Origin of the sequence: Streptomyces sp. NBC_00005, assembly GCF_045160215.1 — a bacterium.
Classification (GTDB): Bacteria; Actinomycetota; Actinomycetes; order Streptomycetales; family Streptomycetaceae; genus Streptomyces.
On sequence record NZ_CP108316.1, the window covers coordinates 4,447,231 to 4,464,522 of the forward strand.

Sequence of the window (17,292 nt, forward strand, 5' to 3'; positions counted from 1 at the left end):
GGACGCGGTCAGTTCACCGCGTCCACCTCCCCCTCCGCCAGCTCCACGTCGTAGACCAACGGCCCGTCCGCCACGATGACATGCGCCGCACGCGAGCCGTACGACGACGCCGTCGTCGCCAGCAGATACGTCCCCGGAGCCGGCACCGACACGATGTACGAGCCGTCCGCCAGTGACGTCACGCGGTCCAGCTGACGCCCGCCCTTCGTCAGCAGCGTCACCGAGGCACCGTCCACCGGATCACCGTCGGCGGTGCGGATGAAGCCGTGGACGGCCGACGCGGGGCCCTCCTCCAGGGCGGGCTCCGCCTCCTCCTTCGGCTCGACCGCCAGGTGCGGCAGACGCTTCTCCAGCCACGTCGGCAGCCACCAGTTGGAATTGCCCAGCAGGTGCATCGCGGCCGGCACCAGTGCCGTACGGAGAATGAACGCGTCCAGTGCCACCGCGGCCGCGAGACCCACGCCCGCCATCGCCGCGCCCGAGTCGCCGCTCAGGACGAAGGCGAGGAACACGCAGACCATGATCAGGGCGGCGGAGTTGATGACCCGGCTGGTCTCCGCCAGGCCGACGCGCACCGCGCGCGCGTTGTCCCTGGTGTGCACCCACTCCTCGTGCATCCGGCTCACCAGGAACACCTGGTAGTCCATCGAGAGGCCGAAGAGGAGCGAGAGCATGATCACCGGCAGGAAGGCGTTGATCGGGCCCTCCTTGCCGAGGCCCAGCAGGTCAAGCCCCCAGCCCCACTGGAAGACCGCGACGAGGACGCCGAAGGAGGCGGCCGCGGCGATCAGGTTCATCAGGGCGGCCGTCAGCGGCACCACCAGGGAGCGGAAGGCGATCAGCAGGAGCAGGAAACCGAGGCCGATGATCGTCGCGACGAACAGCGGCAGGCGGTCGCCCGTGACCGACGCGAAGTCCTTCGAGACGGCTGTCACGCCGCCCACGTGGGCCTTCGCGCCCGCCTGCGGGATCACCGTGTCCCGGAGTGTGTCGATGAGTTCGTCCGTCTGCCGGGACTGCGGTGAGGTCGTCGGGACGACCTGGATCACCGTCACGCCGCGCGCGGGCGGCAGCGCGGCGACCCGGGCGACCCCGGAGGTCGACTCGATGCCCTTGACCAGGGTGGCGGTGTCCCCGCCCTCGGTGACGACCTGGAGCGGCCCGTTGAAGCCGGGTCCGAAGCCCTCGGCCAGCAGGTCGTACGCCTTCCGGGTGGTCGTCGAGGCGTCGTCGTTGCCCTGGTCGGTGGCGCCGAGGCGGAGCGACAGCACGGGGATGGCCAGTACGGCCATGACGACCAGGGCGAGTGCGGCGATCCGGCGCGGGCGCGTCTGGACGTTCGACGACCAGCGGGCCGCGAGGCCGCTCGCCTTCTCCGACTCGGCACCGTTCGCGGCCAGCCGGCGGCGCTGGCGGCGGCTGAGGACCCGCGGGCCCAGGAAGCCGAGCAGAGCCGGCAGAAGCGTCGTGGCCGCCAGCACGCTCAGCACCACCGTCAGCGAGGTACCGACGACCACGCCGTCCAGGAAGCGCAGTTGCGTCACGAGCATGCCCGCGAGTGCGATGCAGACCGTGCCGCCCGCGAACAGCACCGCGCGGCCCGAGGTGTTGAGGGCCGTGACCGCCGCCTCCTCGGGGTCCATGCCCCGTTGGATGCCGCGCCGGTGCCGGGTGACGATGAACAGGGCGTAGTCGATGCCGACGCCGAGGCCGATCAGGGAGGCCAGCAGCGGGGCGATGTCGGGGATGTCGGTGGTGTGGCTGAGGAGCTGGGTGGAGAACAGGCCCATGCCGACGCCGAAGACCGCGATGGCGATCGGCAGCAGCATCGCGAAGAGCGAGCCGAAGGCCAGGAACAGCACGAGGGCCGCGGCGATGACGCCGACCATCTCCGACAGACCCTGCGGCGGCTCCTGGATGCGCTGGATCGCCTGGCCGCCCAACTCGACCTGCAGGCCGCCGCGTTCGGCGTCCTGCGCGGTGTCGAGGACGTTCTGGACGAGGTCCTTGGGCACCTCGTTCGCACGCTGGGTGAAGGTCAGCTGGGCGTACGCGATCCTGCCGTCGCCGCTGATCTGCGCCGCTCCCCGGGCGTCGGCGTAGGGGCTCGTGACCGCGCCCACGCCCTTCATCTTCGCGATCTTGTCGAGGGCCGGCTGAACCCGGTCCTGGACCGCCTGGTCCTTCACCGAGCCCTGGTCGACCTTCCACACCACCGTGTCCGTGTCGCCCGAGGTGTTCGGGAAGGCCTTCTCCATCAGGTCGTACGCGCTCTTGGAGTCCGTGTCGGGGAGGGAGAAGACGTTCGCGTAGTTCGTACCCGCCGTCGAGGCCCCGAAGCCCAGCCCGAACAGCGCCCCCACCCACAGCAACAGGACCACCAGCCGGTGCCGATAGCACCACCGTGCCAATGCCGCCACGATCAACGCTCCTTTGTCGTCGTCGGTTGGTCCCCCAGGTCCTGGGCAACAGGATTGGCGGCGCCACGCGTGCATGGACACGGGATGACCATGACTCTCAAGGAACTCCAAAGACCGATCCGGCCCCGCTGTCAGTGGCCCGGCCGATACTGGGGGCATGACGACGGCTCCAGGCACCGTGCTGGTGGTGGAGGACGAGCCGAGCATCGCGGACGTCCTCGCCATCGCCCTGCGCTACCACCGGTTCGAGGTGATGATCGCGGGCTCCGTCCGCGAGGCCCTGGCGCTCGCCGAGCGCACCCGGCCCGACGCGGCGCTGCTCGACGTCATGCTCCCGGACGGGGACGGGCGCGCGCTGGGACGCGAACTGCGGGACAGACAGCCGACGTTGGCGCTGGTCTTCCTCACCGCACGCGACTCGCCCGCCGAGATAGTCGGCGCGCTCGGCTTCGGCGACGACTACATCACCAAGCCGTTCAACATCGACGAGGTCGTCGCCCGCGTCAGCGCGGTGCTGCGGCGCACGCGCACGGCCGACGTCCTGCCGCAGCGGCCGCCGCTGACGTACGGCGACCTGGAGCTGGACGACACGACGTACAGCGTCCACCGCGCCGGGCGCAGCGTCGAGCTCACCCCCACCGAGTACGCCCTGCTGCGCTTCCTGGTGCGCAACGGCGGCCGGATCGTGCCCAAGGAGCAACTCCTGCGCCATGTCTGGCAGTACGAGCACACACCGCCCGAGTCGACCGTCGTGGAGACCTACATCAGCTATCTGCGGCGCAAACTGGACGTGCTGGGACCGCCGATGATCACCACGCGGCGCGGTGTGGGATACGGGCTGGCATGAGGCTTCCCCGGGCGAACTGCAAGCGGGGCATCCACTCGCTGCGCGCCAAGCTGACCCTGGCCAACGTGGCTCTGCTCGCCCTCGGCATCGTGGCGACCACCGCCGTCAGCCTCATGGGGATGCGGTACTACCTGCTCGACCAGGTCGACAGCCAGCTGACCAAGATGCGGGACTCGCTGGGCGGTTCCCAGCTCACGATCCGGCAGATCGACTCGCTCAGCGCCCTGGCCTTCGTCCACGACCGTCTGGTCCCCAGCGACACGGACAAGGAGCGGTCGACACCGGACTCGATCTACACGGCCGTCAACGGGAGGGGCACCGCCGTCGGCATCCTCGGCGTCAGACCCACCCATGCGCAGCTCGGCCTGGCCCGCGCGGTCGGCGACGCCCCGGCGCTCGCCCGGGACACCGATCCGCACGACGTGAAGGTGCACGGCGACTCGTACCGGGTCACCGCCGTCCGTCTGTCGGACGGCACGTACATCCTCATGGCCGCCTCGACCGAGGCCCTGCACATGGGCATGAGCAAGGCGCTCCGGCTCGACTTCGCCGTCGGCGGTCTGCTGCTGGCGCTGCTGGCCTGTCTGACGCTGTTCAGCGTGCGGCGCCGGATGCTGCCGCTGGAGGACATGGTGGAGACGTCGTCGGCGATCGCCGAGGGCGACCTCACCCGGCGCGTGCCCTCCAGTCACCATCCGACACAGGAGGTCGAGCAGTTGCGGCTCGCCCTCAACTCCATGCTCCACCAGGTCGAGTCGGCGTACCGCACGCGCGAGGACACCGCGGCCCAGCTGCGCCGCTTCGTCGCCGACGCCTCGCACGAGCTGCGCACCCCGCTGTCCGCGATACGCGGCTACCTCCAGCTGTACGACAAGGGCATGCTCAGCGACCCGGACGAGCGCAAGCGGGCCTGGGAGCGGGTGCTGGCGGAGACGGACCGCATGGGGCGGCTGGTGGACGAGCTGCTCACCCTGGCCCGGCTCGACCAGCAGCCCGAACTGCGCTTCCGGAACGTCGACGTGAGCCGCCTGGTGCGGGACGCGGCCGAGGACCTGCGGGTGCAGCAGCCGGACCGGCCCATCAAGGTCGCCGCCGACGGCTCCCTGCTGGTGCACGCCGACGAGTCGGGGCTGAGGCAGGTGCTCGGCAACCTGGTGGGCAACGTACGCACGCACACGCCCGCGGACGTACCGGTGCGGCTGGGTGTGGAGCGGGAGGACGGGCTCGTACGGCTGTGTGTCGCGGACGAGGGTCCGGGGCTCTGCGACGAGGACGCGGCGCGGGTCTTCGACCGCTTCTTCCGGGCCGGCGGGGGCGCGGGCAGCGGCCTCGGCCTGGCGATCGTGCAGGGCGTCGTGCAGGCGCACGGCGGGGAGGTGGCGGTGCGCACCTCACCGGGCGAGGGTCTGGCGGTGACGGTCACGCTGCCGGCGCGGACGGCCGTACGGTCGTAACTCCCCTGTCGCCGCTCAGGTGTTGGCGAGGACGAGCGCCCATATGGTCTTGCCGTGGCGCCCTCGGTTCCACACCCCCCAGGCCGCCGCGATGTGCTCCACCAGATGCAGACCGCGGCCGGCCTCCTCCCACTCGGTGACGATCCGCAGCCGGGGCTCCACCTGGCCCTCGTCCGACACCTCTATGAGGCAGGAACCGTCGGCGAGCGCGGTCACCGCGACCTCGAACTCCCGCTCCAGCAGCGGCCCGTGACGTACGACGTTGGTGGCCAGCTCGGACACGAGCAGCACCGCGTCCGCCAGCGCCGAATCGTCCGGCGAGTGTCCCCAGTCGGCCAGATGGTCCCGGACCCGGCGCCGGGCGAGACCGACGGAAGCCGGATGCCGGGGCAGCCGGAAGGAGTTGCGTCTCAACACGTTTGCTCCTCACCCCACGCACACCTCCGTCACATCGTCCTGCGTCGGGTGAGCGTCCGGCGTCACTCGGGCGAATGCAATGCCACGAGTTCGCGTCAGATCCAGGTGAGACTCCAGAGCCGGAACACGCCGGTGCCGTCGTCCAGATACTGGCCACCGCCGACATCCTCGCTGCTGAGGACGTACTCCTTGCCCTGCCACAGCGGGATGACCGGCACATCGCGGGCGACGTCCTGCTGGACCGTGCTGAAGTCCGACGCGGCGTCGCTGCGGTCGGCGTACTTCTGACTGGCCTGAATCAGCTGATCGACGGCCTTGTTGCTGTATCCGGTGTTCATGGTGCCGTCGGTGCCGACGAGCGGGGCGCCGAAGGTGTCCGCGTCCGGGTAGTCGGCGACCCAGCCCACGGCGTACGCGTCCAGCTTGCCCTTGGCCCAGCGCTGCTGGAAGTCGGACCACTCGTAGCCCTTGACGTTCACCTTGAACAGGCCGCTCGCCTCCAGCTGCTTCTTGATGGCCCCGGCCTCCTGCTCGGCGGCGCCGCGGCCCTTGCCGTAGCCGTAGGTGAACCGGACCGGCAGCGTCACGCCGGCCTGGGTGAGCAGGGCCCGCGCCTTCTTCACGTCCTGCTTCGGGTAGGCGTCGAAGAACGACGTGGTGTGGCCGGTGATGCCCGTCGGGATCAGCGAGTACAGCGGGTCGACGGTCCCCTCGTACACCGTGGCGGCCAGCTGCTCGCGATTGATCAGCCAGGCCATCGCCTGCCGGACCCTGACGTCGTGCAGAGGCGAGCTCGCACGGGTGTTGAGGTACAGGTTGTGGGTCTCGGAGCTGTCCGACTCGGAGAGGCGCTGATCGGGATCGCTCGCGGAGAGCCCGGACAGGACCTTGGGCGGCAGCTGACGCGTGGCCACGTCGATCCGCTTCCCGCCCCAGGCGCTGTCGAGAGCCTCCGAACTGGCGTAGTAGAGCAGGTCGATGGGCCGGCCGGTGTGTTTGAGGGCGCCCCTGTAGTGCGCGTTGGGCGTGAGAACGGCCTTCTTGCCCTTCTTGTACGACGTCAGCTCGTACGGCCCGGTGCCGTCCGCGCCGGTGTCGGTGCGCAGGCCGTGCTTCGGGTACGTCTCGCTGTCGACGATCGAGCCTGCCCCGGTGGCCACCTTGAACGGGAAGGTGGCGTCGGGCGAGGACAGGTGGAAGGTGACGGTCAGACCGTCCGCGCTCACCGAGCGGAGCGTGCTGAGCAGGGCGGACGGGCCGACGTCGGACTTGATCGCCTTGACCCGGTCGAAGGAGTACTTGACGTCCTGGGCGGTCATCGCGCGGCCGCTGGGGAAGGTGAGCCCCGCCCGCAACCGGCAGCGGTACGTGGTCAGTCGGCTGCCCACGAAGCCACAGCTCTCGGCCGCGTCCGGCACCGGCGAGGTGCCGCCCGGCTCGAAGGTCAGCAGTGACTGGAAGACGTTGCTGAACAGCGCCCAGGAGCCGGCGTCGTAGGCGCCGGCCGGGTCGAGCGACGTGACCTGGTCCGTCGTGCCGACCGTGATGGTCTTGTCGTTGTCCTCCTGCGACGGCAGCAGCTGCCAGCCGCCGACTCCCACGCCCGCCAGCACGAGCAGCGTCGCGAGAATCCGCATGCGAACCGAGCGCATCGGTTGCCCTCCCCGGGCCCGATGGGCCCCACCCCACAGGCCACTCCCCTAGTGGCGCGGCTCACCTAATCACAGGTGTTTCACCTCGGGGAAGAGAGATTTGTTGAGTTGAGAAAGAAGTTACCGCAAGGGGTTTCCATCAGATTTCACAGCGCCCCCACAGGGTCTGCCGCGAATGGTTTCCGTCTGCGATCTCCCTCTGGGTCCGCGGGTCCCATCAGGCCCGCGTCGACGCCAGTTCGATCACCGTGATGTCCGACGGTGCGCCCACGCGCGTGGGCGGCCCCCAGGCGCCCGCGCCCCGGCTGACGTACAACTGCGTGTCGCCGTAGCGCTCCAGGCCCGCGACGGTCGGATTCGCGGCCGCCGCGACGAAGTTGCCGGGCCAGAGCTGGCCGCCGTGGGTGTGGCCGGAGAGCTGGAGGTCGACGCCGTGCTCGACGGCGTCGTGGATCTGGACCGGCTGGTGGGCGAGGAGCACGCACGCGCGTGCCGTGTCCCGGTCACCGAGCGCCTTGCCGAAGTCGGGGCCCTGGCCCTCGCTCTCGCCCGCGATGTCGTTGACGCCGGCCAGGTCGAACCAGGGCAGCTCCGTGCGGGCGTTCTCCAGGGGACGCAGCCCGAGCCGCCGCACCTCCTCGACCCACTGCGCGGCGCCGGAGAAGTACTCGTGGTTGCCGGTGACGAAGTAGGCGGGCGCGTTCAGCTGCGTGAGCGGTGCCGCCGCCGGACCCAGGTCCTTCACGCTGCCGTCGACCAGGTCGCCGACGACCGCGACGATGTCCGGCTGGGTCGCGTTGACCGTGTCGACGACCTTCTGCGCGAAACCCCGGCCGAGGACCGGGCCCAGGTGGATGTCGCTGACCACCGCGATGCGGTAACCGTGCGCCGCGCGCGGGAGTTTGACGAGCGGCACGGTGACGCGCTTCACGCTCGGGCCGCGCAGGACGCCGTACGTGCCGTAGCCGACGGTTCCCACGGCGGCAGCGGCGGCGGCGCCCGCGACGACGCGGGAGACGAAGAGGCGGCGCGACGGATCCGGGGCCGGTGCGGACTCCCGCTCGGACTCCGGTGCCTTCGGCGGCAGGGATCCCGCCGGTACCGGCTCCGGCTGCGCCTGCGGTACGGCCGCGGCGGCGCGCGCCCGCCGCTCGAGCAGGCGGCGCAGCAGGGGCCGTACGACCTCACCCGCCACCACGGCCAGCAGCAGGTATATCGACAGCGCGAGCCACAGGAAGCCCGGCCAGGCCAGGACCTGCTGGAGCCAGAAGGGTGCGCCGGCGCGCTCGGCGACGAGGGCCCCGACCGCCAGCACCCAGCCGCCCGCGACGACCGCCGCACCGGCTCGGCGCGCGAGGCCCGGGCTCCGGGTCGTGTCGCGGAACAGGCGGCGCCACAGGTACCAGTTGCCCGTGACGAGGACACCTAGCGCGAGCAGGGCGAAGACGATGACCACCGTGCTGTGACCCCCCGTTGCCGGATCTGTCGTTTTATCCAGCTTTGCCGGTTATGTCGTCTGGCGCAAAGCGCGCAGTCCGCGCAACCCGATGCCCCCGACGACCGTCCCCAATACGAAGGAGACGACAGCGAGCGTCAGATGCACCCAGAAGTACGCCGTCGGGTGGCCGTCGTCGAAGGCGAGGCCGCTGCTGTCCTTGATCAGGTTCTTGACGAAAGTGACCCAGATGATCCAGCTCCACACCCCGAAGGCGAGCAGGAACCAGGAGACGGGGCGACTGAGCTTCATACGTTCAGTATCACCGCCGCCTCTTGCGTTCCGTTTCCGGGGTGGGGTGGGAGGCGGGACTTCACGCCCTGTGGCATGTACGTTCTCGTCCGTGCCCGCACCCAAGAAGGCCATCAGGCGATCCCTGCTGGTCACCTCCGCCGCCCTGTCCTCGCTCGCGCTGACCGCGCCCGTCGCCCTCGCGGACCCCAGCCCCTCCGCCAGTCCGTCGGCCACTCCCCCGGCGAACATGTCGAGCGTGGGCGGCAGCCGTCTCGGGCAGCCGGGAACCCAGGTCGACCTCGGCAGCGGCGCCCCGGTGCTCCCCAAGGACGTGACGGCGCGCTCCTGGATCGTCACGGACGCCGAGTCGGGCGAGGTGCTCGCCGCGCACAACGCGCACTGGCGGCTGCCTCCGGCGAGCACGATGAAGATGCTGTTCGCGGACACGGTGCTGCCGAAGTTCCCGAAGACCCAGAAGCACAAGGTCGTGCCCTCCGATCTGGCGGGCATGGGGTCCGGTTCCAGCATGGTCGGGATAAAGGAGGGCGAGACGTACACGGTCAGCGACCTCTGGCTCGGCGTCTTCCTGCGCTCCGGCAACGACGCCGTGCACGTGCTGTCGGCGATGAACGAAGGCGTCGACAACACCGTCAAGGAGATGAACGAGCACGCCGAGGAGCTCCAGGCCCTCGACACGAACGTGGTCACGCCCGACGGCTACGACGCCCCCAAGCAGGTCTCGTCCGCGTACGACCTGACGCTGTTCGCCCGCTCCGGGCTGCAGAAGAAGGACTTCCGCGCGTACTGCTCGACGGTGCGCGCCAAGTTCCCCGGCGAGACGACGAAGGGCAAGAAGGGCAAGTCGGTCCGCGAGTCCTTCGAGATCCAGAACACCAACCGCCTGCTGACCGGCGACTCCGACGTCGACGTCTACCAGGGCATCGCGGGCGTCAAGAACGGCAACACGACGAACGCGGGCGCGACCTTCACCGGTGTCGCCGAGCGGGGCGGCAAGGTGCTGCTCGTCACCGTCATGCACCCGGAGAAGAACCAGCACAACGAGGTCTACAAGGAGACCGCCAAGCTCTTCGACTGGGGCTTCAAGGCAGCCGGGAAGGTGACGCCGGTCGGCGAGCTCGTGGCGCCGAAGAGCGCCGCGCAGGCGAGCGCCCAGCCGGGTGCGAACCCGTCGGCGGGCCAGGCGGGCGGGGCCGGTGACGGGTCCGGCACGCAGGCGGCGAGCGACTCGGCCGAGGGCCGCTCCGGCGGCATGGGGGTCGCCTTCGCCATAGCGGGTGGGGTGCTGGTGCTGCTCGCGGCGGGCGCCTTCCTGGTCAACCGCCGCTGGCCGCTGCCGGATCTGGTACGTCGCCGGACTCGTCCGTGACCTCCGGCTCCTCGTCCTCCTTGCCCTGCGTCGCGGTCCACGCGGCGCAGAACAGGACGAGTTTCGCCGTGAAGTTGATCCACAGCAGCAGGGCGACGGGGACGCCGAAGGCGCCGTACATGCTCTTCGTTGCCACGCCCTGTATGTAGCCGCTCAGCAGTGCCTTCAGCAGCTCGAAGCCGACCGCGCCGATCAGCGCGGCGACCATCAGGCGGCGGCGCGGCGGTTCGACGCCGGGCAGCAGCGTGAGGACGTACAGAAGCAGCAGGAAGTCGGCGAGTACGGCGACGGCGAACGCGGCGACATACAGCAGGACTCCGCCCCAGCCGTCCTTGTCGATGCCCGCCTGCTTGGTGATCCAGCCGACCATCGCGGACGCGACGGTGGACGTCGCAAGCGTGAAGAGTACCGCGCCGCCGAGACCGACGAGGATGCCCAGGTCCTTGGCCTTGCGCAGGACGGGGTTCTCCTCCGCGTCGGGCAGCTCCCACACCGCGCGCAGGCACTCGCGCAGCGAGCCCGCCCAGCCGATGCCGGTGAACAGCAGCGCGGCGCCCGCGATGAGGCCGATGGCGCCGGCGTTCTGGACCAGGCCCTCGATGTTGAGCTGGTCGGAGATGCCGGGGACCTGTTCGGCGATCTTGTCCTGCAGGTCGTTCTGCTGGTCCTTGCTGAGCGTGGCGGCGGCGATCGCGGCGGCCACGGTGAGCAGCGGGAACAGCGCGACGAAGCTGGTGAACGTCATCGCGGCGGCCAGCCTGGCCCACTTCACCCGGTCCAGACGCTCGTACGACCGCCACGCGTGCGTGGTCATCAGGCGCGCCACGAGCGACCCGACGACGGGGAGCTTCTTCAGCCAGTCCATGATCCAACTCTGCCCTCGGTACGGAAGACCAATGTGCAAGTACCCCGAAAGCGCAGGGCTGTGGCGAGCACCCTGCCGATTCCGGCGGCAATATTCAACGACGTCCCATTAATCACCCATTTCGGGGAGGGGATTCATGTTTCCAAACCAATCGCCCATATAGGGACGATACGGTCGCCGACATGTCCGCCGACGCCGTTCCCGTCCCCCTCACCGGTTGGGCCCGCACCGCTCCCACCGCGGCCCGTGTGACCCGTCCACGGACGTACGAGGAGGCCGCGGCCGCCGTCCGGGGCTGCGGGGTCCGCGGGGGCATCGCCAGGGGCCTGGGCCGGGCGTACGGGGACGCGGCGCAGAACGCCGGCGGGACGGTGCTCGACATGACGGGCCTGGACCGCATCCACGCGATCGACGCCACCGGCGGCACCGTGCTGTGCGACGCGGGCGTCTCGCTGCACCGGCTGATCGAGGTGCTGCTGCCGCTGGGCTGGTTCGTGCCGGTGACGCCCGGCACCCGCCAGGTGACGGTCGGCGGCGCGATCGGCGCCGACGTCCACGGCAGGAACCACCCTGCCTCGGGCTCCTTCTCCCGCCACGTCCTGTCGCTGGAACTCCTCACCGCCGACGGCGAGATCCGCACGGTGAGCCCCGGCACGCCCCTGTTCGACGCCACCGCGGGCGGCCTGGGCCTGACCGGCGTGATCCTGACGGCCACCGTGCAGCTGCTGCCGGTCGAGACCTCCCTGATGTCGGTCGACACCGAGCGCGCCACGGACCTCGACGACCTGATGGCGCGGCTGACGGCCACCGACCGCCGGCACCGCTACTCGGCTGCGTGGATCGACCTGCTGGCCCGCGGCGCGGCGACGGGCCGCGGGGTCCTCACCCGCGGCGACCACGCCCCGCTCGACGCGCTGCCCGCACGCGCGCGTAGAGCCCCGCTTGCCTTCCGCACCCCGCAGTTCCCGGCCGCGCCCGCCTTCGTCCCGGACGGTCTGCTCGGCCGCCCTGCCGCGGACCTGTTCAACGAGCTCCGGTACCGGCGGGCGCCACGCGCGCGTAGTGGCCGGCTGCAGCGGATCTCCGCCTTCTTCCATCCCCTGGACGGCATGCCCCACGGGAACCGCGTCTACGGCCGCGGCGGTTTCGTGCGGTACCAGTTCGTCGTCGGAGACGGCCAGGAGGACGCCCTGCGCCGGATCGTGCGGCGCGTCTCCGAGCGCCGCTGCCCGCCCTCCCTCGCCGTCCTCAAGCGCTTCGGGGAGGCCGCCCCGGGCTGGCTCTCCTTCCCCGTGCCCGGCTGGACGCTCGCCCTCGACCTTCCGGCGGGTCTGCCCGGTCTCGGCGCCTTCCTCGACCGGCTCGACGAGGAGGTCGCCACGGCCGGCGGCCGCGTCTGCCTCGCCGAGGACTCCCGGCTGCGCCCCGACCTGCTCGCCTCGATGTGCCCGCGCCTCGACGACTTCCGGGCCCTGCGCTCGGAACTGGACCCGCGCGGCGTGTTCACCTCCGACCTGTCCCGCCGCCTCAACCTCCAGGCAACCGGCAACCTCTAGGAGCTGTCGTGAAGGACGCCTTCGGCCTCCCCCAGTCCCTGCTCGTCCTCGGCGGTACGTCCGAGATCGCGCTCGCCACCGCACGCCGTCTGATCGCGCGCCGCACGCGCACGGTGTGGCTGGCGGGACGCCCCTCGCCCGCCCTGGAACAGGCCGCGGAGCAGCTGCGCGGCCACGGTGCCGACGTGCACACGGTCGCCTTCGACGCGCTCGACCCGGACGCCCACGAGACGGCCCTCGGCAAGGTCTTTTCGGACGGCGACGTCGACATGGTGCTGCTCGCGTTCGGGATCCTCGGCGACCAGGCACGCGACGAGCGCGAACCGGCCTCGGCGGTGCGTGTCGCGCAGACCAACTACACGGGCGCGGTGTCGGCGGCCCTGGTGAGCGCACGCGCGCTGCAGGCACAGGGCCACGGCTCGCTGGTGGTGCTCTCCTCGGTCGCCGGAGAGCGGGCCCGCCGCAGCGACTTCATCTACGGCTCCAGCAAGGCCGGCCTGGACGCCTTCACCCAGGGCCTGGGCGACGCGCTGCACGGCACGGGCGTGCACGTCATGGTCGTACGGCCCGGGTTCGTCCGCTCGAAGATGACCGCCGGCCTGCCGGACGCACCGCTCGCGACGACACCGGAGGCGGTCGCCACAGCCATCGAACTGGGGCTGCGGCGACGCTCGGAGACGGTGTGGGTGCCGGGCGTGCTGCGCGTGGTGATGTCGGTGCTGCGGCATGTGCCACGGGGGGTGCTGCGACGGCTGCCCGTCTAGTCAGTGGCTGGGGATCGTGCCCCGCACATGACCGGCCTGGGGCGGCACCACTGTGCCCCCGAAGGCGTATTCGCGCAGCTTGCGCCACACGCCGTCGGGGCCCTGCTCGTACAGCGCGAAGCCGGTGCACGGCCAGTCGGCCTCGTAGTCGGCGAGGCCCTCGAAGGCGCGGTCCATAGCCTCCTCGTCGATGCCGTGCGCGATCGTGACGTGCGGGTGGTACGGGAACTGCAGTTCGCGCGGCACCGGGCCGGAGGCGTCGCGGAGCTGCTGCTGCAGCCAGGTGCAGGCCTCGGCGCCCTCGACGACCCGCACGAAGACGACGGGTGACAGGGGCCGGAACGTGCCGGTGCCGGACAGCCGCATCGGGAACGGGCGGCCGGTCGCGGCGACCTCGGTCAGATGTGCCTCGACGGCCGGCAGGTCGCCGCCGTCGATCTCCGTCGGCGGCAGCAGGGTGACGTGCGTGGGGATGCCGTGGGCCGCGGCGTCACCGAAGCCCGCGCGCAGCTGTTGGAGCAGGCTGCCGTAAGGCTCCGGGACCGCGATCGACACGCCGATCGTTACGGTCCCCACGTCGTCTCCTGTCGTCGTGACGGATTTGTTCTCAGCCGTCGGCTATCGACTGTAAGGCCCCGGCTGTGTCGCGGGCAGGCGCAACCGTAGTGATGTGCAGCGCTCTGCCCAGTGGTACGTGCGTGCGGTGGTGCGCGTCAGTGCTTGGCGGGCAGGAAGCCCACCTTGTCGTACGCCTCGGAGAGGGTCTCCGCGGCGACGGCGCGCGCCTTCTCCGCGCCCTTCGCCAGGATCGAGTCCAGCGTCTCCGGGTCGTCCAGGTACTGCTGGGTGCGCTCCCTGAAGGGCGTCACGAAGTCGACCATGACCTCGGCGAGGTCCGTCTTGAGCGCGCCGTACATCTTGCCCTCGTAGTCCTGCTCCAGCTCGGCGATCGACTTGCCCGTGAGGGTCGAGTAGATGGTGAGCAGGTTGCTGACGCCCGGCTTGTTCTCGGCGTCGTAGCGAATGACGGTGTCGGTGTCGGTGACGGCGCTCTTGACCTTCTTCGCCGTGGCCTTGGGGTCGTCGAGAAGGTTGATGAGGCCCTTCGGCGTGGAGGCCGACTTGCTCATCTTGATCGACGGGTCCTGCAGGTCGTAGATCTTCGCCGTCTCCTTGAGGATGTACGGCTTCGGGATCGTGAAGGTCTCGCCGAAGCGGCCGTTGAAGCGCGTGGCGAGGTCGCGGGTGAGCTCGACGTGCTGGCGCTGGTCCTCGCCGACCGGGACCTCGTTGGCCTGGTAGAGCAGGATGTCGGCGACCTGGAGGACCGGGTAGGTGAACAGGCCGACGGAGGCGCGGTCGGCGCCCTGCCTGGCGGACTTGTCCTTGAACTGGGTCATGCGGGACGCCTCGCCGAAGCCGGTGAGGCAGTTCATGACCCAGGCCAGCTGGGCGTGCTCGGGGACATGGCTCTGGACGAAGAGCGTGCAGCGCTCGGGGTCGAGACCGGCCGCGAGGAGCTGGGCGACGGCCAGCCGGGTGTTCGCGCGCAGCTCCGCCGGGACCTGCGGAACCGTGATCGCGTGCAGGTCGACGACCATGTAGAACGCGTCGTGGGACTCCTGCAGGGCCACCCACTGGCGGACGGCGCCGAGGTAGTTGCCGAGGTGGAACGAGCCTGCGGTGGGCTGGATCCCGGAGAGCACGCGGGGACTGTCAGAGGCCATGTTCACCATTCTCTCAGGTGTCCCGGCCCGATCCGGAACTGGTCGGAAACAGATGGGAACCGATCCCTCTCCCGCGGTGTAACAAGAGTGTGAGAACGCGGGAGGGGGGCCGCATCGTCGATGAGGCCGCGGTGATCGCACGCGTACGCGCCGGAGAACCGGAGGCGTACGCGGAGCTGGTGCGGGCCCATACGGGCATCGCGCTCAGGGCGGCCGCCGCGTTCGGGGCGGGTGCGGACGCGGAGGACGTGGTGCAGCAGGCCTTCGTCAAGGCGTACTGCGCGCTGAGCAGGTTCAAGGACGGCTCGGCGTTCAAGCCGTGGCTGCTGTCGATCGTCGCCAATGAGACGAGGAACACAGTGCGGACGGCGGCGCGGCAGCGCACGCTCGCCGGCCGGGAGGCAGCTTTGGCGGAGGCGGAGCCGCTGATACCGGAATCGGCGGACCCGGCGGTGGCGACGCTGGAGACGGAGCGCCGGGCGGCCCTCCTCTCCGCTCTGGAGAAGCTGAGCGAGGAGCACCGCCTGGTCGTCACCTACCGCTATCTCCTGGAGATGGACGAGTCCGAGACGGCCCAGGCCCTGGGCTGGCCTCGCGGGACGGTCAAGTCCCGCCTCAACCGCGCCCTGCGCAGGCTGGGCCGCCTGCTGCCGGATTTCCAGCCTCGGGAAGGGGGTGATGAGGGTGAGTGAGGGACGCGATGCGTACGACGGTGAGGGCGGACGTGGTCCGGGGGGCACCGGTGCTTCTCGGCTGCCGGAGGAGCTGCGGGCGCTCGGGCGGTCACTGGATGCGCCCGGGGACGCCGGTTCCGTCGGTTCCGTCGGTTCCGAGACGATGGTCGAGCGGGTGCTGGGACAGATACTGGCCGAGCAGCTGCCGGTCCCGGTGGCAGAGCCCGGGGGCGCCCGTGAGCGGCTGCGTACGGTCCGGCGCTGGACACGCGTGCGGTGGCGTTCGCTGACCGCGGTCCTGTGCGGCCTGCTGACGGTCCTCGCGCTCACGCCCCCGGTGCGGGCCGCGGTCCTGGACTGGTTCGACTTCGGCGGTGTCGAGGTGCGGTACGACCCCTCGGCGGTGCCCTCGCCGGGGGCCGAGGTGCCCGGCTGCGGGAGGTCGGTGTCGCTCGGGCAGGCCGAGCGCCGGGCCGGCTTCGAGCCGCTGGTCCCGGACGCGCTCGGTCTGCCGGACACGGTGGCCGTGGCGAGCGAGCCGCACGGGCGGTTCCTGGTCAGCCTGTGCTGGCGGGAGGGCGGGCACACGGTGCGGCTGGACGAGTTTCCGGAGCGGCTGGACCCCGCCTTCACCAAGACCGTGCGCGAACCCCCGGAGTGGATCGAGCTGGGCGAGGAGCCCTCGGCCGACGGCGTGCAGAACTACGCCCTGTGGTTCCCCCGCCCCCACCTGCTGAGCTTCTGGCTGGTGGACGCGGACGGCAACCGCTTCACCCGCAAGGAGCGGACCGCCGGGCCGACGCTGCTGTGGAGCCACCGGGTGGGGGACGGGGAGGTGACGCTCCGGCTGGAAGGGCTGGCGTCGAGGAGCCGGGCTTTGGAGGTCGCGAAGTCGCTCGCAGCGCCGTCGGAGCTTTCCGGGGAGTCCGGGGAGTCCTTCAAATAGTTCGCGGGAGGTGGGAACCCCGGCGGGTCGGGCGGTGTACCAGAAGTGACACGCGGCCGCGGACGGGCCGCAGGGACCGACCGTTGGGGGACGGAATGCCTGGATGGCGGTACAGGGCTCGTGAACTGGCCGGGCTGGTGGGGGCGTTGGCGGCGACACTTGCCCTGATGGTGTGGGGCGCGTCGTCGGCTTCGGCCGGTGGACCGACGAGCGTGCTGGTGACATCGCCTGCGAGCGGGGAGGCCTCCGCCCTCTCCTACTCGGACAAGGCGTACGACGAGTTGCAGCAACTCCTGGGCCCGGAGAACACGGGCGCCCGGGAGGAGCCTCCGAAGTCCGATCTGGCCGGTGCCCGCCAGATCAACGTGACCTGGCTGGCGCACGACATATCGCCGTGGCGGATGGACCGCGTCTTCCCGGTCGAGGCCAAATCGCAGGCCGTCTGGATCCACACGGCGGCCGACGTGCCGGAGAACGCGAACGGCTACTGGCACCGCGCCGACCACCCCGCCCAACTCCGGGCCCTGCTCAAGAAACTGGGCGTGATGGGCAGGGCCAGGGGTGAGGGGTACACCGGCATCTTCCCTGGGCCCTGGCAAACGGAGGGGCCGGACACGGCGGCTGTTCCGGACACGGACGCGGGGACGGCCACGGTGACGGTCGGCGCGCCCAAGGCCGACGACGACACCGGCTGGTGGGCGAACCGGTGGTGGGCGCTGCCCGGCGCGGCGACCGGGGCAGCGCTGGCACTGGCACTGCGGCCGGTCGCATCGCGGGAGCGGCGGGACCGGTGGCGGCGGGGGCGGCGGGGGCGGGAGCTGGGCCCCCGGCAGGAGCTGCGGGATGTGTGAGCC

Annotated in this window: 16 protein-coding genes; 8 read left to right on the forward strand and 8 right to left on the reverse strand. The window is 70.9% G+C overall.

What is annotated here, in order from left to right; genetic code table 11:
* Positions 1-8 precede the first annotated feature (8 nt).
* On the reverse strand, positions 9-2,411 hold the full coding sequence (locus OG303_RS20325) for an MMPL family transporter (RefSeq protein WP_405877388.1): 2,403 nt from the start codon (positions 2,409-2,411) through the stop codon (positions 9-11).
* A gap of 166 nt (positions 2,412-2,577) precedes the next feature.
* Between OG303_RS20325 and OG303_RS20330 the strand changes: the two genes are divergently transcribed.
* Together OG303_RS20330 and OG303_RS20335 are read left to right on the forward strand one after the other, a co-directional pair.
* Positions 2,578-3,267: a response regulator transcription factor gene (locus OG303_RS20330; protein ID WP_405869839.1), complete on the forward strand. Its 690-nt coding sequence runs from the start codon at positions 2,578-2,580 to the stop codon at positions 3,265-3,267.
* Positions 3,264-4,721: an ATP-binding protein gene (locus tag OG303_RS20335; RefSeq protein WP_405869841.1), complete on the forward strand. Its 1,458-nt coding sequence runs from the start codon at positions 3,264-3,266 to the stop codon at positions 4,719-4,721. The genes OG303_RS20330 and OG303_RS20335 overlap by 4 nt, the downstream gene beginning before the upstream one ends.
* 15 nt (positions 4,722-4,736) lie before the next feature.
* Here OG303_RS20335 and OG303_RS20340 read toward each other — a convergent pair whose 3' ends face one another.
* The 4 genes from OG303_RS20340 to OG303_RS20355 all read right to left on the reverse strand — a co-directional run bounded on the left by OG303_RS20340 (position 4,737) and on the right by OG303_RS20355 (position 8,537).
* Positions 4,737-5,138: an ATP-binding protein gene (locus OG303_RS20340; RefSeq protein ID WP_405869843.1), complete on the reverse strand. Its 402-nt coding sequence runs from the start codon at positions 5,136-5,138 to the stop codon at positions 4,737-4,739.
* Between the two features lie 95 nt (positions 5,139-5,233).
* Positions 5,234-6,790: an ABC transporter substrate-binding protein gene (locus OG303_RS20345; RefSeq protein WP_405869844.1), complete on the reverse strand. Its 1,557-nt coding sequence runs from the start codon at positions 6,788-6,790 to the stop codon at positions 5,234-5,236.
* A gap of 217 nt (positions 6,791-7,007) precedes the next feature.
* Positions 7,008-8,246 carry a metallophosphoesterase gene (locus tag OG303_RS20350; RefSeq protein WP_405869846.1) on the reverse strand — a complete coding sequence of 413 codons (1,239 nt, stop codon included), beginning with the start codon at positions 8,244-8,246 and terminating at the stop codon, positions 7,008-7,010.
* Between the two features lie 51 nt (positions 8,247-8,297).
* Positions 8,298-8,537, reverse strand: a complete 240-nt coding sequence (locus tag OG303_RS20355) for an SCO4848 family membrane protein (protein WP_405869848.1) — start codon at positions 8,535-8,537, stop codon at positions 8,298-8,300.
* 91 nt (positions 8,538-8,628) lie between these two features.
* Here OG303_RS20355 and OG303_RS20360 point away from each other — a divergent pair, with 91 nt between their 5' ends.
* A complete protein-coding gene (locus OG303_RS20360; protein ID WP_405869849.1) occupies positions 8,629-9,906 on the forward strand; it encodes a D-alanyl-D-alanine carboxypeptidase family protein in 1,278 nt (425 codons plus the stop codon).
* Here OG303_RS20360 and OG303_RS20365 read toward each other — a convergent pair.
* Positions 9,854-10,771, reverse strand: a complete 918-nt coding sequence (locus tag OG303_RS20365) for a YihY/virulence factor BrkB family protein (protein WP_405869851.1) — start codon at positions 10,769-10,771, stop codon at positions 9,854-9,856. The genes OG303_RS20360 and OG303_RS20365 overlap by 53 nt on opposite strands.
* Before the next feature lie 182 nt (positions 10,772-10,953).
* Between OG303_RS20365 and OG303_RS20370 the strand changes: the two genes are divergently transcribed.
* Both OG303_RS20370 and OG303_RS20375 read left to right on the forward strand, forming a co-directional pair.
* Entirely contained in the window at positions 10,954-12,327 is a 1,374-nt protein-coding gene (locus OG303_RS20370; protein ID WP_405869852.1) for an FAD-binding protein, read from the forward strand.
* Positions 12,328-12,335: 8 nt separating this feature from the next.
* On the forward strand, positions 12,336-13,091 hold the full coding sequence (locus OG303_RS20375) for a decaprenylphospho-beta-D-erythro-pentofuranosid-2-ulose 2-reductase (protein WP_405869853.1): 756 nt from the start codon (positions 12,336-12,338) through the stop codon (positions 13,089-13,091).
* Here the strand turns inward: OG303_RS20375 and OG303_RS20380 are convergent, their stop codons facing one another.
* Complete coding sequence (locus OG303_RS20380; protein ID WP_405869854.1) at positions 13,092-13,667, reverse strand: 2'-5' RNA ligase family protein; 576 nt, start codon at positions 13,665-13,667, stop codon at positions 13,092-13,094.
* A 137-nt stretch (positions 13,668-13,804) separates the two neighbouring features.
* Positions 13,805-14,818, reverse strand: coding sequence for a tryptophan--tRNA ligase (gene trpS / locus OG303_RS20385; protein ID WP_405869856.1), 1,014 nt, complete (start codon positions 14,816-14,818; stop codon positions 13,805-13,807).
* 131 nt (positions 14,819-14,949) lie between these two features.
* Between trpS and OG303_RS20390 the strand changes: the two genes are divergently transcribed.
* The 3 genes from OG303_RS20390 to OG303_RS20400 all read left to right on the forward strand — a co-directional run bounded on the left by OG303_RS20390 (position 14,950) and on the right by OG303_RS20400 (position 17,289).
* Positions 14,950-15,510 carry an RNA polymerase sigma factor gene (locus OG303_RS20390; RefSeq protein WP_405869858.1) on the forward strand — a complete coding sequence of 187 codons (561 nt, stop codon included), beginning with the start codon at positions 14,950-14,952 and terminating at the stop codon, positions 15,508-15,510.
* Positions 15,497-16,438, forward strand: coding sequence for a hypothetical protein (locus tag OG303_RS20395; protein WP_405869859.1), 942 nt, complete (start codon positions 15,497-15,499; stop codon positions 16,436-16,438). Before OG303_RS20390 ends, OG303_RS20395 begins: the two co-directional genes overlap by 14 nt.
* Before the next feature lie 95 nt (positions 16,439-16,533).
* A complete protein-coding gene (locus tag OG303_RS20400) occupies positions 16,534-17,289 on the forward strand; it encodes a hypothetical protein (RefSeq protein WP_405869861.1) in 756 nt (251 codons plus the stop codon).
* Positions 17,290-17,292: the final 3 nt, after the last annotated feature.

What these genes read in the sequence shown, in the direction of transcription:
- OG303_RS20330 (WP_405869839.1), top strand. Translation starts at nt 2,578, where the DNA reads ATGACGACGGCTCCAGGCACCGTGCTGGTGGTGGAGGACGAGCCGAGC.
- OG303_RS20335 (WP_405869841.1), top strand. Translation starts at nt 3,264, where the DNA reads ATGAGGCTTCCCCGGGCGAACTGCAAGCGGGGCATCCACTCGCTGCGC.
- OG303_RS20345 (WP_405869844.1), bottom strand. Translation starts at nt 6,790, where the DNA reads ATGCGCTCGGTTCGCATGCGGATTCTCGCGACGCTGCTCGTGCTGGCG.
- OG303_RS20355 (WP_405869848.1), bottom strand. Translation starts at nt 8,537, where the DNA reads ATGAAGCTCAGTCGCCCCGTCTCCTGGTTCCTGCTCGCCTTCGGGGTG.
- OG303_RS20365 (WP_405869851.1), bottom strand. Translation starts at nt 10,771, where the DNA reads ATGGACTGGCTGAAGAAGCTCCCCGTCGTCGGGTCGCTCGTGGCGCGC.
- OG303_RS20370 (WP_405869852.1), top strand. Translation starts at nt 10,954, where the DNA reads ATGTCCGCCGACGCCGTTCCCGTCCCCCTCACCGGTTGGGCCCGCACC.
- trpS (WP_405869856.1), bottom strand. Translation starts at nt 14,818, where the DNA reads ATGGCCTCTGACAGTCCCCGCGTGCTCTCCGGGATCCAGCCCACCGCA.
- OG303_RS20395 (WP_405869859.1), top strand. Translation starts at nt 15,497, where the DNA reads ATGAGGGTGAGTGAGGGACGCGATGCGTACGACGGTGAGGGCGGACGT.
- OG303_RS20400 (WP_405869861.1), top strand. Translation starts at nt 16,534, where the DNA reads ATGCCTGGATGGCGGTACAGGGCTCGTGAACTGGCCGGGCTGGTGGGG.